Origin of the sequence: Streptomyces azureus (assembly GCF_001270025.1) — a bacterium.
Classification (GTDB): Bacteria; Actinomycetota; Actinomycetes; order Streptomycetales; family Streptomycetaceae; genus Streptomyces; species Streptomyces azureus.
In genome coordinates this window covers 1-14,563 of record NZ_DF968199.1, presented here as the reverse complement: position 1 = coordinate 14,563, position 14,563 = coordinate 1, and the positions used below count along the sequence as shown (strand labels likewise).

Below are 14,563 nucleotides of genomic sequence, written 5' to 3'. Positions count from 1 at the left end.
GGGCCTGAACAGCACATGCGTTATCGGGAACTCGGCCGCACCGGACTGACCGTGTCGGAGATCGGCTACGGCGCCTGGGGGCTCGGCCAGGGGGCCTGGGTCGGCGCCGACGACGACTCCGGCGTCCGTGCCCTGCACCGTGCCCTCGACCTGGGCGTCAACTTCATCGACACCGCCAGGGCGTACGACCGCAGCGAGCGCGTCGTCGGTCGTGCGCTGAGGGAACTCCCGGGTCGCGGTGACGGCGTGTACGTGGCGACGAAGGCCGGGCCGAAGGTCCCGGTCTCGCTGGCGCCCAGCGGGCTCGACCCCATGGAGGCGTTCCCCGGCTCGCACCTGCGCGAGAGCCTGGAGACCAGCCTCCGCGAGCTCGGCCGTGACCACGTCGACCTCCTTCAGCTGCACACCTGGGAGGACGAGTGGACCGGGCGCGGTGACTGGCTGGAGACGGTGGACGCCCTCAAACAGGAGGGAAAGATCAGGTTCTTCGGGATCTCCGTCAAGGACCACCAGCCCGAGAACGTGCTCACGGTGCTGCGTACCGGGGTGCTGGACGCGGTCCAGGTCATCTACAACGTCTTCGAGCAGTCCCCGTCCGACGCCCTGCTGCCGGCCTGCGCGGAGCACGGCGTGGGTGTGATCGGGCGGGTCGCCCTCGACGAGGGGGCCCTGACGGGCTTGATCCGCACGGGGGTCACGTTCCCCGAAGGCGACTGGCGCAACTGGTACTTCAGGGACGACCGGCCCGCCCAGGTCGAGAAGCGGGTGGACGCGCTCCTCGCGGACGTGGGCATCGGCGTCGATCAACTCCCCTCCACCGCGCTGCGGTTCGCGCTCGCCGGACAGGCGGTCTCCACGGTCATCGTCGGGATGCGGTCACTGACCAACGTGGAACGCAATGCCGCGGTCGCGAAGGCACCACCGCTGACCGCCGAGGAGCTCGCGCTGCTGGCCAAGTACCGCTGGCAGAAGAACTTCTACAGCTGATCCGTTTGATCCGTTCCTCCGCTCTCCTGGCCGGGGCACGGGACGTCGTCGCAGCGTAGACGGTGACGCGGGCGACGGTGATGTTCCAGAGAGCGAAGTGCCAACGCACGTCACACCCAGGTGCTGACTTCTGGCCTCATACCTGCGTATGACGGTGCCAGTTTTGAGACCTCCAGGCCCTCGCTCAGCGCCCGTTGACCTGCGGGCTGGCGGGGGAGGACCGGCCTCGGTCAGGAAACCGACCGCTCCGGCTCCAGACTCGCAGAGAGCTCGAGCCGGTCTCCCCACGGCCATCGGCTTCGGAACGACAGATCCCGGCAACCGGAGGTTCGGTTGCCGGGATCGGGTTCGTGGTCGGCACGGTGACATCACACCGTGCCGGAGTCAGGTCAGGTGAGGGTCCACTTCTGGTTGGTCTGGCCGTTGCAGGTCCACAGGATCAGCTTGGTGCCGTTGGCGGTCGCCGCGTTCGAGGCGTCCAGGCAGAGGCCGGAGAGGTTGTTGGTGATGGTGCCGTTGGAGTTGGTGGTCCATTTCTGGTTGGTGCCGCCCGTGCAGTCCCAGATGATGACCTTGGTGCCGTTGGTGGTGCCGTTGTTGTCGGCGTCGAGGCACTTGTTGCCGTAGACGACGAGTTCACCGCGCGAGGTCCGGGTGAAGGTCTGGTTGCGTCCGCCGGAGCAGTCCCAGATCTGCGCCTGGGTGGCGTTGACGTAGGTGTTCTTGTCGATGTCCAGGCAGCGGTTGGAGGCGGAGCCGACCAGGGCTGCGCCGTCGGTGCCGGGGATGCCCTGGACGCGGAGGGCGTCGATGTCGGGTGCGGTGCTGCCGGAGACCGCGGCGAACCTGACGGTGTTCGCGCCCTTGGCCAGGTGGGCGAGCACGGACACGGTGCGGTAGGTGGTGGCCGAGCCGGTCGGCGGGAAGGCCACGACGTACTTGAACTGGCCGTTCACCTGGATGGTGGCCTTGCGGGTGGTGCTGCCGCCGTTGGCGTAGGTGATGTCGACCAGCTTGGTGCCCGCCGAGGTGGCGGTGACGCCGGTGAAGGTCGGGATGGTGGCGGTGGTGGTGTCCTCGACGGTGGTGCCGGATGCCTCGGTGCCGGAGACGGTCAGCAGGACCGCGTCGTTGGCCGGGACGGAGGTGGTGTAGCCGGTGGCGAACGATCCGGCGTCGGTACGGGTCCAGGCGTTGCGTACGGTGGCGGAGACGCTGGTCAGGCCGAGGTCGGCCCAGCGGACGGTGATGTTCGCGGCGGAGCCGGTGCGGTTGAACAGCATCACCGCGTGCTTGCCGGTGCCGGAGAGACGCCGACCTGATTGGTGCTCACAGCGGCCGATTCGACGGCCAGGGGCGCCGACGGCTCCTGCCGGTCGAGGCTCGCCAGACCGGCGACGACGAGCCCGACGGCGAGGACCCGTGCGGTGATGCGTCTTGTCCATCTTCGTGCAGCAGTGCGGGACATGCGGCTCTCCAGGGGGAGGAAAGGGGAGCAGAACGTGATCTTTCCAGGAGGCTGGCCCGGGGCCGTCGTGAGGCTCTGCGGCACACGCCTGCGGCCACCGCGGCTCTGTCCGATATACCGGACTGAGATCGGTGAATCGATCAGAAGGTAGGGGTGCGGCAAACGGCAGGTCAATGATGAGACACAGATGCCGCCGAGAGGCACGTCGTTGCACGTCCGGCCCATGCTGCACGCGGACGTACGGGCCGGACGCTGGGGCCCTCCGACACTGGTCAGACGGCTGGGTCACCGGACGAGTTGGTTCAGGACGTGGCATGCACGCCCGACCCCGTCCTCGGCCGTCAGCGCACGGCCCAGCCGACGGGCCGCCTCCGCGTGGCCGCTGTCCCTGGTGACGGCTCGCAGGCGGCCGGCGAGAGCTGAGACGGTGAGCTGCCGGGCCGGCAGGGGCTTCGGCCCTGCTCCGAGGCTGTGGACCCGGTCGGCCCAGTAGGGCTGGTCGCCGAAGAACGGGCAGACCAGGGACGGCACTCCAGAACGCAGTGCCGAGGCGGTGGTGCCCGCACCCCCGTGATGGACCACCGCAGCCATACGGGGGAACAGCCAGCTGTGAGGCGTGTCCCCGACCACGAGCATGTCGTCGTCACTCGTGGTCGGGTCTCCGGCCAGGACTCCCCGCAGTCCCGCGCGCCGCAGTGCGGCGCGTACGACGCGGTCGGTGGCCCCGGGGTCGCTGGTTTTCATGCTGCCGAAGCCCACGTACACGGGCGGAGGTCCGTCGTCCAGGAAGTCGAGCAGGCGCCGTGGCGGTTTCCACAGTGGCTGGTCGTGGTGCCAGAAGCCGGTCAGGTGGACGTTGGGTCCCCAGTCGGTCGGCCGGGGCACGACGGTGGGGCTGAAGGCGCACAGCACGGGCGCCTGGCGGACACGGCGGAAAGGGCCGAGCGGGGAGAGGGCGGGAAGACCGAGGCCCTCCCTGCGCCAGGCGTTGATGAACTGACGGGTCACCAGCCACGATCCCAGGTTGACCGCGTCGAAACTGAGGCGGTTCCCGACGGACCCGAGGAAGCGTGCGGCCGGCATGAACGGGTGGGGGAACGCGCCCGTGGGGTGGCTGGGCTGGAAATGGATGATCGCGTGCGGGACGCGCAGATGCTGGCTCAGATGGGCGCCGAGAAAGCCGAACGAGGGCGCGACAACGAAATCGGCTCCCTGCGCACCGGCCTGGGTCTCGGCGAGCAAGCGGGAGAACAGGGGACGCACGATCCGGTTGATGCCGCGGATGAAGGCCACCGGATTGCGCCTGCCGGCCAGGAGTTCCTGGCCTTCTGGCGACTCGATGATCTCGGTGGGGTCCGCCGGGAGCGAGTGGAACTGCAGCCCCGCTGCGGTGATCAGTCGCTGATAGCGGGCGCTGGCGAGCAGGCGGACGGCATCGCCCTGGCGGGTCAGTGCCCTACCCAGCGCCAGGCAGGGCTGGACGTCGCCACGCGACCCCGCGGCAAAGATCACTACTGTTCGGCCCATGCCCCCCTCGATCCGTTGAGTTCCTCCATCACCGTGGGCCAGATGCGGTGCAGTTCCCGCTCCCAGTAGGGCCAGGAATGCGTCCCGGGTTCGTAGAGGTCCGTCGTGACGTCGACGCCCACCGAGCGGAGCGATTCGGCGAATTTGCTCAACGATGCCGGCAGTGCGACTTCGGCGAGCGCGCCCACAAGGGTGACAACGAACGGATTGCCGCCGTCCAGGGGCCCGGGTGTCCCGTTTCCCGAGGACAGGTGGACCTTCGTTCCGAGGAAGGCGCGTGGCCTGGCGGACGGGTTGTGGGACTGCCAGATGTCGTCGTGTTCCTTCGGGTCGCCCCAGACGTCATGGAGATCGGTGCCCTCCACACGGGAGCTGAGGTCGAGGAGGAAACGCACCAAGGGGTCGTTGAGGTCGACGTACGAGCTCATGGAGGCCACGTACCGGAACATCCCCGGGTGACGCGCCGTGTAGTTGAGCGCGCCGAACCCCCCCATGGACAGGCCGATGACCGCCCGGGAGGAGTTGGCGCGGAAGCTTCTCTCCATGAGCCGGACCAGTTCGCTGGTGTGGAACGTCTCCCAGCGGGGCGTGCCGACGTACCAGTCGGAGTAGTAGCCGTTTTTCCCGCCGTCGGGCATCACGACGAGTGCGCCTGAGTTCTCCGCCAGTGCCTCGACGTCCGTCTCGCGCGTCCAGGAGGTGTAGTCGTCCTCCCCGCCGTGCAGCATGTACACCACGGGGAACGTGCGTCTCCTCTCGCTGTACCAGCCTCTGGGGAGGATGACACGGACCGGCACGGAGCTTCCCATGGCCCGTGACCGGACGGTCAGATCCAGCGTGCGCTCGTCGAGGGTGCTGATGCCCGTGATCCAGGCGCCGGTGTCGGCCGACCGTGATGGGTGGTCGGGGCCGCTGGTGGCCGCGGCTGTACCGGTGCCGTACAGCGGTGTGAGGAGCAGAAGACAGGCAAGGAGTGAGAGGCCAGTGAGTCGTGCCCGGCCGGTGAACAGTGTGTGGGCGGATCGCATGGGCTGCGGAACTCCTTGGGGCGGGTGAAGCCCGGAATCACGGGACACAGGTGGAAGCGGAGAGGAGCCCAGAGTCCGGCGGCCTGACACGCTGCACGGCCCAGCCCGTGCTGAGTTGCCCACGTCTCGCGGCGGTCTCGCAACTGGGGGCCACGGCCCTCACAGGACGGCGAGCGGCGTGCGCGACAAACCGGGATCGCGGGTTGCGATACCTCCTCAGGTGCTCGACGGCCCTGTCCTGCCGCCGATGCCGGTAACCAGCCTCAGCGCCGGCTCCACACGCTGGGGTGCTTCGGTCCGTGCTGCGGGCATGGACCGGGCAGGGGTGGCCGTCCCGGGTTCCAACGGATCGTGTGGACATCGTGTGGACATATACGTGCAGACCATGTCGAGACAGGCGATCGAACGCCAGCCGACACACCGATTTGATGCGAATACGATCAACCGATCGCACCTCACCTGAGGGGATGAATCTGGCCGGAGCCCGAGGGCCGACGGCACCGCCTGAAAGATCAGCGGGACGGCTGGGCACGCGTCCGGCCCATCCGCGCCGGCCACCGGGCGGCCATGCCATTACACCCTTCGAGCAACGGCACGTATGCCGCTCCACCTCAACTGACCTGCGTCTTTGCTCCAAGGGGAAGCCATGCGGGGGCTGTGCGGTTGCGACGCGACGAGGCAGACAGCTTGCTAGGTACGAGCGGCGGTCAGTTCAGCCGGTGAACTGAAGGGCAGGGCTCCGCGCGGCCCGAAGTGAGGGAGACTCGATGAGCACGACCATGTCCGAAGCCGTCATCGCGGGTGCCGGCGGGGATGCGCTGGAGAAACTGCCTTTGCCCGAGCAGTTCGCCGCGGCGATGGTGCGTCTGGCTGACATCAAGATCTTCCAGGACGTCGACGACAAGGATGTGCAGAAGTCCCTCATCGTCGACGAGGTCCCGATGCCCGAACTGGCTCCGGACGAGGCGCTGGTCGCTGTGATGGCGAGCTCCATCAACTACAACACCGTGTGGACCGCGATGTTCGAGCCGCTGCCGACGTTCCAGTTCCTGAAACAGATGGCGAAGGCCGGGGGATGGGAGCGGCGCCATGACCTGCCGTACCACGTCGTGGGGTCGGACGCCGCAGGTGTCATCGTGCGGACAGGGTCGTCCGTGCGCAAGTGGAAGGCCGGAGACCACGTCGTGGTGGCCACTGCGTACGTCGACGAACAGGACCATGACACGCATCGGGACGGCATGCTCGGCGAGGGACAGAAAGCGTGGGGCTTCGAAACGAACTTCGGCGGACTGGCTCACTACGCGATCGTGCGGGCAAGCCAGCTGATGCCCAAACCAGGACTGCTCACCTGGGAGGAGGCGGCCGTCAATCCCCTGTGTGCCGGCACCGCGTACCGCATGCTGGTCAGCGATCGCGGAGCGCGCATGAAGCAGGGCGATGTGGTGCTGATCTGGGGTGCGACCGGGGGGCTCGGTTCCTACGCGGTGCAGCTCGTCCGTAACGGTGGCGGTATCGCGGTGGGCGTGGTGAACTCCCGCCGGAAGGCCGACCTGCTGCGGTCCCTCGGATGCGAGGTCGTCATCAACCGCTCGGAAATCGACGGCGGAGACGTCACCCTGCTGCAGCGGCCCGAGGGCTGGAAGAAGATCGGCGCCGCCGTCCGCGACGCGGTGGGCGAAGACCCGCACATCGTCTTCGAGCACGTCGGCGAGAAGACGTTCGGGGCCTCGGTCTTTCTCGCCAGACGCGGAGGGACAGTGGTCACGTGCGGTTCCAGTACCGGATACCAGCACACCTACGACAACCGCTATTTGTGGATGCGACTCAAGAGGATCATCGGAAGCCACGGGGCCAACCTGCATGAGCAGTGGGAGGTCAACAGGCTGATCAGCATGGGCCGTCTGCTGCCGGCCCTGTCGAAGACATACCCGTTGAATGAGGTCGCAACGGCTGCCCGGAGCGTCCAGACCAACCAGCACATCGGCAAGGTGGGCGTTCTGTGTCTGGCCCCACGTCCCGGGCTGGGGGTGACGGACCCGCGGGCCAGGGCACGAGTGGGCGAGAACCGTCTGCGCACCTTCCAGAACTGGATGAGTGAGTTCGACGATTCCTCCGGCCCTGGCCATGGCGAAGAGCGCCCGGTTGCTCGTGTGTGAAGACCAACCTTGGCGTACATCGGGCCCGGCCGAGACGCACGGACGAGCCGGTCCGGCACGGCCGACTCGCCCGTGCGATCGCTCGGTTCGGGCAGGGCGGGCGTGAACTCCCGTTCTCGGCCCGCCCCCACGCTCGACGGCGTCGCAACCGCCGGCTACCCGTCCAGTTGCCCCTGAAGGGCTTGGGTGAGGTGCTGTGCGATGACCTCGACGTGAGGCGGGTCGATGAGCGACAAGTGGTCGCCCTGGACGGGTACGACCTCCAGCGACGGGCACAACGACGCCCAACCGAGGTCTGGCTCACCGCGCACATAGCGGGGGTCGAGCGACGTGGTCAGCCGCTGTGCCTCCTGGGCCCGATAGAGCACGACGGGGTCCGGACAGGGCTGAGGCCGGTACCGCTCTCCGACGCGCGCGTCGATATAGGACGTCCGCTGGTGCTCCAGGATGCCGGGACTCATGTCGAGACCGGCTTCGGCGACGAGTCGCATGACCACGTCGATCTGCTGCTCGTCAGGCGTGGCAGCCAGTTCCTCGTAGGGCAGGTCAAGACGGCGGCCGTACGTTTTCTCGATGTATTCGGCGAAGCGGCCGAATCGTTCGAGGAGCAGTTCCTTGGAGTCCAGTCCGGGAAGAGCCGCAGGCAGGATGGTATCGATGAGTCCGAGGAAGCCCACGGCCTGGTCCGTCTCGCGGAGCTGGCGGGCGACCTCATAGGCGAGACAGCCGCCGAAGGACCAGCCCAGCAGGTGGTACGGCCCCCGTGGCTGGAGCTCCCGGATGAGCCCCAGGTAGTGGGCGGCCTTCTCCTCCATCGTGTGGAGGCGGTCCACGCGCTCGAATCCGTACACCGGCTGTGTGGCCGGAAGCAGCTGGACGAGGGGTCGGTAGACCGATGTCGGACCGCCGGCGGGATGAAAGGTGAACAGGGCGGGGCGGTGGGTGCCGACCCGGACGTCGCGGAGGACGCGCAGGACCGATCCGCCCGTTTCGTTCACCGCGGGCCGGATCAGCTCGGCGAGGGTGGCGACGGTGGAGTGGTCGAGCACGTGCTCCTCGGTAAGGGCCGGGGCGGTGTCGCCCAGGCGCCGGCGGATGCCCTCCACCAGGTCATGAGCGGTGTGCTGGTCACCACCTGCGGCGTGGAAGTCCTGGTTGACGCCTTCCGGCCGCCGTCCGAGGACCTCGCGCCAGACGCCGGCCACCAGGCGTTCGGCGGCGTCTCGGGGATCCAGCGTGGCCGGCAGCGCCGGGATCGCCCCGCTGCCGACGCGCTCCTGCTCGACGCCCCTCGGCTGAGCGGCTGCTGTCGTGTCACCGGTGTCAGCCCCTGCCAGCCCCAGCTCCCGCAGTACCGCGTCACCGACGGCACGAAGACTGGCACCCCGCAGGAGGAGAGGTGCCGGCAACGCCACGGCGAAGTCCTGATGGACGGCGTTCCTGATCCGCACAGCCATGAGGGAGTCGAGGCCGAGGTCGGTCAGCGGAATGTTCTCGTCCAGGTCCTGGACGGCACATCCCATGACCGCGGCCGTACGCCTGGCAAGACGTTCGTGAATTCTGGCGGGGGCCGCTTCGCCGAGCGCCGGGATGCTTCCCGGGCCGCCCCAGTCGTCGTCGGGGAGACCACTGCCGCGCAGAACCCCCGCGAAGAACGCGACCGCGTCCAGTCCGGGGAAGGCTTCCAGAGCCCGACGGGCGTCCATATGTACCACGCCGGTGTATGTCCTGCCCCGGGTGACGAGCGCCTGGAGGGCTTCCAGCCCTTCGGCCGAGGTGATGGGCTCAAGAGCCACGGCGGGGTTCTGGGGCGCCGCACCCACGTCGGCCCAGGGGCCCCATGCGATGGCGGTTGCCGGCAGGCCGACGGCCCGGCGGTGGTGGGCGTGCGCGTCCAGCCAGGCGTTGGCGGCGGCATAGGCCGCCTGTCCGGGAGAGCCGAAGAGGGCGGCAGCGGAGCTGTACACCAGCCACCAGTCGAGATCGTGCCCCGCAGTGGCCGCCTCCAACTGGAGGGCTCCAGTGACCTTCGGCCGGAAGACAGCGTTGATGTCGGACGATCGCAGGTCGGTGATGACACGGTCGTGGAGCACAGCCGCGGCGTGTGCGACTCCGCACAGGGAATGTCCTTTGGACTGGGCCGCCTCGACCAGACGCGTAGCCACACCGGGCTGAGCCACGTCCCCCTGAACCACGACGAGGGAGGCACCGAGCTCGCCGAGTTCCGTGAGGACGGCCTGCGTCGCGCGGCCGGGGGCGCTGCGGCCGTTCAGGACGATGCGGCCGGCGCCCTGCTGGGCCAGCCGTCGCGCCGTCGCCAGGCCGAGGCCGGTCAGTCCTCCCGTCACGATGTAGGCACCGTCGGAACGGGCGAACGGCACCCTGGCGCATGCGTCATCGGAATCCACGGCAGCCAGCCGGGCGATGAAGCGGGTACCTCCGCGCCAGGCGACCTCGTCGGCCTCGCCGTCGGCGAGCAGTTCCTGGGCCAGGTCATCGACGAGACCGGGGTGCGGGTCGATGTCCACGAGGGTGGTACGCAGAGCGGGATGCTCCAGGGCCAGTACGCGTACGAGACCGCGAAGAGCGGCCAGGTCGGGGTTCCCCGTTTCCCCCGGTACCACTGTCCGGGCCCGTTCGGTCACCAGCCACAGCCGGGGAAGCCGCAGTTGCCGCTGGTCCGAGGCCAGACGGCGGGCGACGTCCGCGGCGGCGTGAAGTCCCCGGCACGCCCCGGGCTGCTCGGGACCGGCCGCAAGGAGCATGACCACGGCAGCCCGCCCGTCGCGTGTTTCCTCCCGCCAGGTGTCCAACAGGCTGCCGAGGGAATCGGCCTGGGACTCGGCGACCGCTACCTCAACGCCTTGTTCCTGCAGTGCCGACGCGAGGGGAGCGGCACCGGGGTTGCCGCTGCCACCGGACTGATCCGTCAGCAGCAGGACGTGGGCCGGTGGGGTGGGGACGGAGACAGGTGCCTTCTCCCACACGATCTCATAGGTGGTTTCCTCGAGCGGCTGCGGAATCTCCCCCGGTTCGACGGCCCGGAGCTGGGTGTCGCGGGCCACGATCAGCTCCCGTCCCCCGACGTCCTCCGCGTGGATGTCCCACCTGCCTCGGTGGGGTGGTCGACCCCGGGTGTCGCCGGAATTCGACTCGCCGGTGCGCGGCAGGCACCGGATCCGGCATTCGCCCTGGGCAGGAGCCTGCAGCCGTACCTGTAGAGACCGTACGGAGACTGGAACGTCTTCCGTCGTGGACGGTGGCTGTTCCGCCCCGGGTACCTCACCGTCCGCGCGGTCGCGACCGGCCGGTGCTTGCAGGGCGGCGTGGAGGAGCAGTGCGTGCGGTCGTTGCCTCGGTGCGTGTTCCTCAGCGCCGGGGGCGGGGAAGCCGCCCTCGACGGGAGCGGCCCTTCCTGGTTCACGGCGCAGCGGTTCGGGTCTGGTGAGGACGCGGGCAGAAGCAAGGCACAGCCAGGCGCCGGAGGGGGACCGTGAGTGGATGCCGACGGTTGCCTGATCGCGTCCCTCCGGCTCCCAGACGGTGGTGACAGGCGTCCTGGCGGAGACCGGCAGCCAATGGTGCACTGCCAGGTTCTCGATGCGTACCGTCTCGATGGCCCTGGCGCTCGCGGCAGTCACCGCGGCGATCACGAGTTCCGCGCAGACGGACAGCGACAGAACGGGCCTGCCGTGCAGCTTGGGCGGCTGCTGGTTCCAGCCGTCGGTGCCGATGTCCCCATGCCACAGCACACGCTCCGTGCCAGGATCCTCCACCCGCGCACCCAGCAGCAAGTGGCCGCCTACGGAAGCCGTCCGCCTCGACGGGCTGCCGCTACGGAACCAGTGGGGGATATGACGCCAGGGAGGGCTGGGCACGGCCACCCGCTTGCCGTCCGGCCACAGTTGTCCGGCCAGTCCTCGCACTCCGGTCAGGTGGAGCTCCGCAAGTGCCGTGCGCAGGCGCATGCTTTCATCGCTGTCCCGGTGCATCGTCGACAGCGCGCGGCCGCGCCCCGGGGCCACCGAGTCGAGCGTCTCGGTGACGGGGACGACGGCAATGGGGTGGGGTGAGACCTCCAGGAAGAGGTCGTGGCCGTCGGCCGCCGCGGCGGCCACCGCCTGCTGGAAGCGAACGGGGCGGCGGGCGTTGGCGCACCAGTAGTCCGCGTCTGCATGGATGTCGGAGCGCGCGTCGTCGAGGACCGTGCCGTACCAGGGGATGGTCGCGGTGCGTGGGCTGACGCCGTCGAGGGCGTCGCGGAGCGCCGGAAGGACGGGATCGACTGCCGGTGAATGTCCGGCGCCGCCGACAGCGAGGAGCCGGGCGAGTCGCCCCTGCGCCTCGACTTCCTCGACCATGCGCGCAATCGGTTCGCTGGGACCCGTGACGGTACAACGCCGCGGCGAGGCGTACACCGCGATGCCGACATCCGGATAGCGGCCGAGGACGTTCGCGCGGGTTTCCTCCGGCAGTTCCACGGCTGCCATCGCGCCGGCCTGCTCCTGGTCGATGGCCGCGAGCCGGGTGGAGCGGTTGAGGATCACTCGTAGGCCGTCGCGGGTGTCAAGAGCGCCGGCGACCACGGCCGCACTCACTTCTCCCATCGAGTGGCCGATGACAGCAGCCGGCTCGGCTCCGTAGGCGCGCAACGTGGCCGCCAGGGCGAGCTGCAGGCCGAAGAGGAGCGGCTGCGTGCGGTCGACGCTCGCGCCCTGGTCCGTGCGGCAGATGAGATCCGTCAGGGAGCTGCCCGCCTCCGCCTCGAAGACCGGGTCCAGTTCGCGTACGGCAGCGGCGAAGACGGGGTCGTCGCGCAGCAGCCCGCGGCCCATTCCGTTCCACTGGGAGCCGTAACCGGAGAAGACGAAGACCGGTCTGCGCGGAGTCTTCCGGTCCGCTTCCGGGTCCTGCGCTGTCCGTGGTGGTACGACGCACGTCGGGGTCTCGCCCTTGGCGAGCGCTGCGAGTGCTGCGATGAGGTCTTGCCGCCCCCGGCCGACGGCAGCGGCGCTCGCCGGTCCCCGGCGGTGGTGCGCCAGTGTGTGACAGACATCGGCGAGCGGCACAGTGCGGCCCTGCGCGTTCAGCCAATGGGCGAGACCGGTGGCAACGTCGCCGAGCCGGTCCTGCGAGCGTGCGGTGACCACGAGGATGTGCGGGACGCCCTCGGCGGTTTCCCCGGCGCGCGGAGAAGCCGGTCGGGGCGCCTGCTCGAGGACGGCATGAGCGTTGGTGCCCCCGAAGCCGAAGGCCGATACACCCGCCAGGGCGGGGCGCCCGCGTTCGGCCGGCCAGCGAGTCGGCTCAGTGACGACGCGCAGGCCCAGCTCCGCGAAGTCGATGTGCGGGTTGGGGCTCTGGAAGTGGAGGCTGGCAGGCAGCTTTCCGTGATGAAGCGAGAGCACCGTTTTGATCACGCCGACGATCCCTGCCGCGCCCTCCAGATGCCCGAGGTTGCTCTTGACCGAGCCGATCAGCAGCGGTTGGCCGGCCGGGCGGCCACGGCCCAGGACGGCGCCCAGGGCTCCCGCCTCGATGGGGTCGCCCAGCAGCGTTCCGGTGCCGTGGGCCTCGACGTAGCCGATGTCGGCTGCTTCGGTGCCGGCGTCGCGCAGTGCAGTGCGCAGCAGTGCTTCCTGGGCGACCGGGTTGGGTGCCATGAGCCCGGCCGAGCGGCCGTCCGAGTTGACCGCTGTTCCGCGGATGACGGCCAGAACCCTGTCGCCGTCGCGCTGGGCGTCAGCGAGCCGTTTGAGGACGACGACGCCGCATCCCTCCCCGCGCACGATGCCGTCGGCCCTCGCGTCGAACGGCTTGCATCTGCCGTCCGGTGCCAATGCGCCGACCTGGTCGAAGTTGGCGGTGACGGCCGGCGAGAGCAGTACGTTGACCCCCGCGGCCAGAGCGGTGCCGCATTCGCCGTCGCGGAGGCTGCGGCATGCCTGGTGCACGGCGACCAGGGACGAGGAACAGGCGGTATCGATCGTCATGCTGGGGCCGCGGAGGTCGAGCAGGTAGGACATGCGGTTCGCGGCGATGCTGCCTGCCGCCCCGGTGCTCGTCCACGGCGTGACGCCCGACAGGTTCGCCATGGTGAGGTGTCCGTACTCGAGCGCGCTGAGACCGACGAACACGCCGGTGACGCTGCCCTGGAGAGCCGAGAGCGGAATACCGGCGTGATCGAGGGCCTCGCATCCCACTTCGAGAAGGAGCCTTTGCTGAGGGTCCATGACTTCGGCTTCGCCGGGCATGATCCCGAAGAAGTCCGCGTCGAAGCCCTCGATGTCAGCCAGGAAAGCGCCCCAGCGAGTGGTGCGTGCCAGCGCTGCCGCGGTCTCGGACGCCCCGTCGTCGAAGAGCTTCCAGCGTTGGTCCGGGACCTGCCCCACAGCGTCCGTACCTGCGAGCAACGCCTCCCAGAAGGCGTCAGGCCCGTTGATGCCGCCGGGGAGACGGCATCCGATACCGAGTACCGCGACCGCGTCGGCGCCAGTGTGGTCGATGCCCTTGGCCACGGTCGACGTGCGGGTGCTCTGTTCGCGCGGGTCTCCTGATGCCAGGCTGCGGACCAGTTGCTCGATGCTCGGGTTCTCCCACACCAACGTGGCGGGGAGTGTCCTGTCGAGCAGCTGTTCCAGCCGTCCACTGAGACCGACCGCGTCGCGCGAGGTCAGTCCGTACTCGGTCAGGGGACGCTCGCCGTCGAGTTCGTCGCCGGATACGCCGCACAGGTCCGCGACCAGATGACGCAGCATGGAGCGAATCTCGGCGGCGGTCGGTGCTTCGGTACCCGCGGTCCCCGGGGGAGGCGCGTGCTCACTACTCGTCGGCCGCGATCCCGCGTCGCCTCCATGTGCGGTGGTCATGCCGTACCGGATCCCTTCATTGCCGCGTGCCGGGTAACCCTGTGGGTCCCGGCGAGGTATTGCGCACGGCAGGCGCTGCGGGCCACTTTGCCGCTGGTCGTGCGGGGGACGGCACCGGGTGGGGCATAGACGAAGTCGTGAACGGCGACACCGTGGGTGACTGAGACAGCCCCGCGTACGGCCCGGGTCACCTCGTCGAGACGTGTGTGCGGGTCGGTGACGGCAGGCGAGTGCTCGGCGACGACGACCAGCTTTTCGCCCTCGTCGGTGGACACGGCGAACGCGGCCGTGTGGTGACGTCGGATGGCGGGGTGTGCGTTTTCCACGGTGAATTCGATGTCGTGCGGATAGTGGTTGGTGCCGTCGACGATCACCAGGTCCTTGATGCGACCGGTGACGTAGAGCTGCTTGTCGTGCCACATTCCCAGGTCGCCCGTGCGCAGCCAGCGCTGTGCCGGGTCGACCGGGTCTCCGCCCGCCATGACGGCGCCGAAGGACTCCCCGCCCAGCGGCCGACCCCAGTAACCG

Annotated in this window: 7 protein-coding genes and 1 pseudogene; 2 read left to right on the top strand and 6 right to left on the bottom strand. The window is 69.2% G+C overall.

Annotated elements, in window-relative coordinates; translation table 11 throughout:
- The first annotated feature begins 15 nt into the window (after positions 1-15).
- A complete protein-coding gene (locus AOQ53_RS03270; RefSeq protein WP_059414802.1) occupies positions 16-987 on the top strand; it encodes an aldo/keto reductase in 972 nt (323 codons plus the stop codon).
- Positions 988-1,376: 389 nt separating this feature from the next.
- Here the strand turns inward: AOQ53_RS03270 and AOQ53_RS03265 are convergent, their stop codons facing one another.
- The 4 genes from AOQ53_RS03265 to AOQ53_RS03255 form a co-directional block, all read right to left on the bottom strand.
- Positions 1,377-2,270, bottom strand: a complete 894-nt coding sequence (locus AOQ53_RS03265; RefSeq protein ID WP_236711540.1) for a lectin — start codon at positions 2,268-2,270, stop codon at positions 1,377-1,379.
- On the bottom strand, positions 2,270-2,455 hold the full coding sequence (locus AOQ53_RS44410) for a hypothetical protein (protein ID WP_167745672.1): 186 nt from the start codon (positions 2,453-2,455) through the stop codon (positions 2,270-2,272). Before AOQ53_RS44410 ends, AOQ53_RS03265 begins: the two co-directional genes overlap by 1 nt.
- Before the next feature lie 285 nt (positions 2,456-2,740).
- Entirely contained in the window at positions 2,741-3,982 is a 1,242-nt protein-coding gene (locus AOQ53_RS03260; RefSeq protein WP_059414801.1) for a glycosyltransferase, read from the bottom strand.
- Positions 3,967-5,010, bottom strand: a complete 1,044-nt coding sequence (locus AOQ53_RS03255) for an alpha/beta hydrolase (RefSeq protein WP_059414800.1) — start codon at positions 5,008-5,010, stop codon at positions 3,967-3,969. Before AOQ53_RS03255 ends, AOQ53_RS03260 begins: the two co-directional genes overlap by 16 nt.
- A 767-nt stretch (positions 5,011-5,777) precedes the next feature.
- Here AOQ53_RS03255 and ccrA point away from each other — a divergent pair.
- On the top strand, positions 5,778-7,166 hold the full coding sequence (gene ccrA / locus AOQ53_RS03250; RefSeq protein ID WP_059414798.1) for a crotonyl-CoA carboxylase/reductase: 1,389 nt from the start codon (positions 5,778-5,780) through the stop codon (positions 7,164-7,166).
- 155 nt (positions 7,167-7,321) lie between these two features.
- On the opposite strand, the gene AOQ53_RS03245 is transcribed toward ccrA, so the two are convergent.
- Positions 7,322-13,924, bottom strand: coding sequence for a type I polyketide synthase (locus tag AOQ53_RS03245; RefSeq protein ID WP_059414796.1), 6,603 nt, complete (start codon positions 13,922-13,924; stop codon positions 7,322-7,324).
- A 107-nt stretch (positions 13,925-14,031) separates the two neighbouring features.
- A pseudogene (locus tag AOQ53_RS03240) lies at positions 14,032-14,563 on the bottom strand (fatty-acid--CoA ligase); the annotation flags it as partial.

Bases quoted from the DNA above. Each gene is read 5' to 3' on its own strand.
- AOQ53_RS03245 (WP_059414796.1), bottom strand. From the start codon at position 13,924: ATGCTGCGTCATCTGGTCGCGGACCTGTGCGGCGTATCCGGCGACGAA.
- AOQ53_RS03255 (WP_059414800.1), bottom strand. From the start codon at position 5,010: ATGCGATCCGCCCACACACTGTTCACCGGCCGGGCACGACTCACTGGC.
- ccrA (WP_059414798.1), top strand. From the start codon at position 5,778: ATGAGCACGACCATGTCCGAAGCCGTCATCGCGGGTGCCGGCGGGGAT.
- AOQ53_RS03270 (WP_059414802.1), top strand. From the start codon at position 16: ATGCGTTATCGGGAACTCGGCCGCACCGGACTGACCGTGTCGGAGATC.
- AOQ53_RS03265 (WP_236711540.1), bottom strand. From the start codon at position 2,270: ATGCTGTTCAACCGCACCGGCTCCGCCGCGAACATCACCGTCCGCTGG.
- AOQ53_RS44410 (WP_167745672.1), bottom strand. From the start codon at position 2,455: ATGTCCCGCACTGCTGCACGAAGATGGACAAGACGCATCACCGCACGG.
- AOQ53_RS03260 (WP_059414801.1), bottom strand. From the start codon at position 3,982: ATGGGCCGAACAGTAGTGATCTTTGCCGCGGGGTCGCGTGGCGACGTC.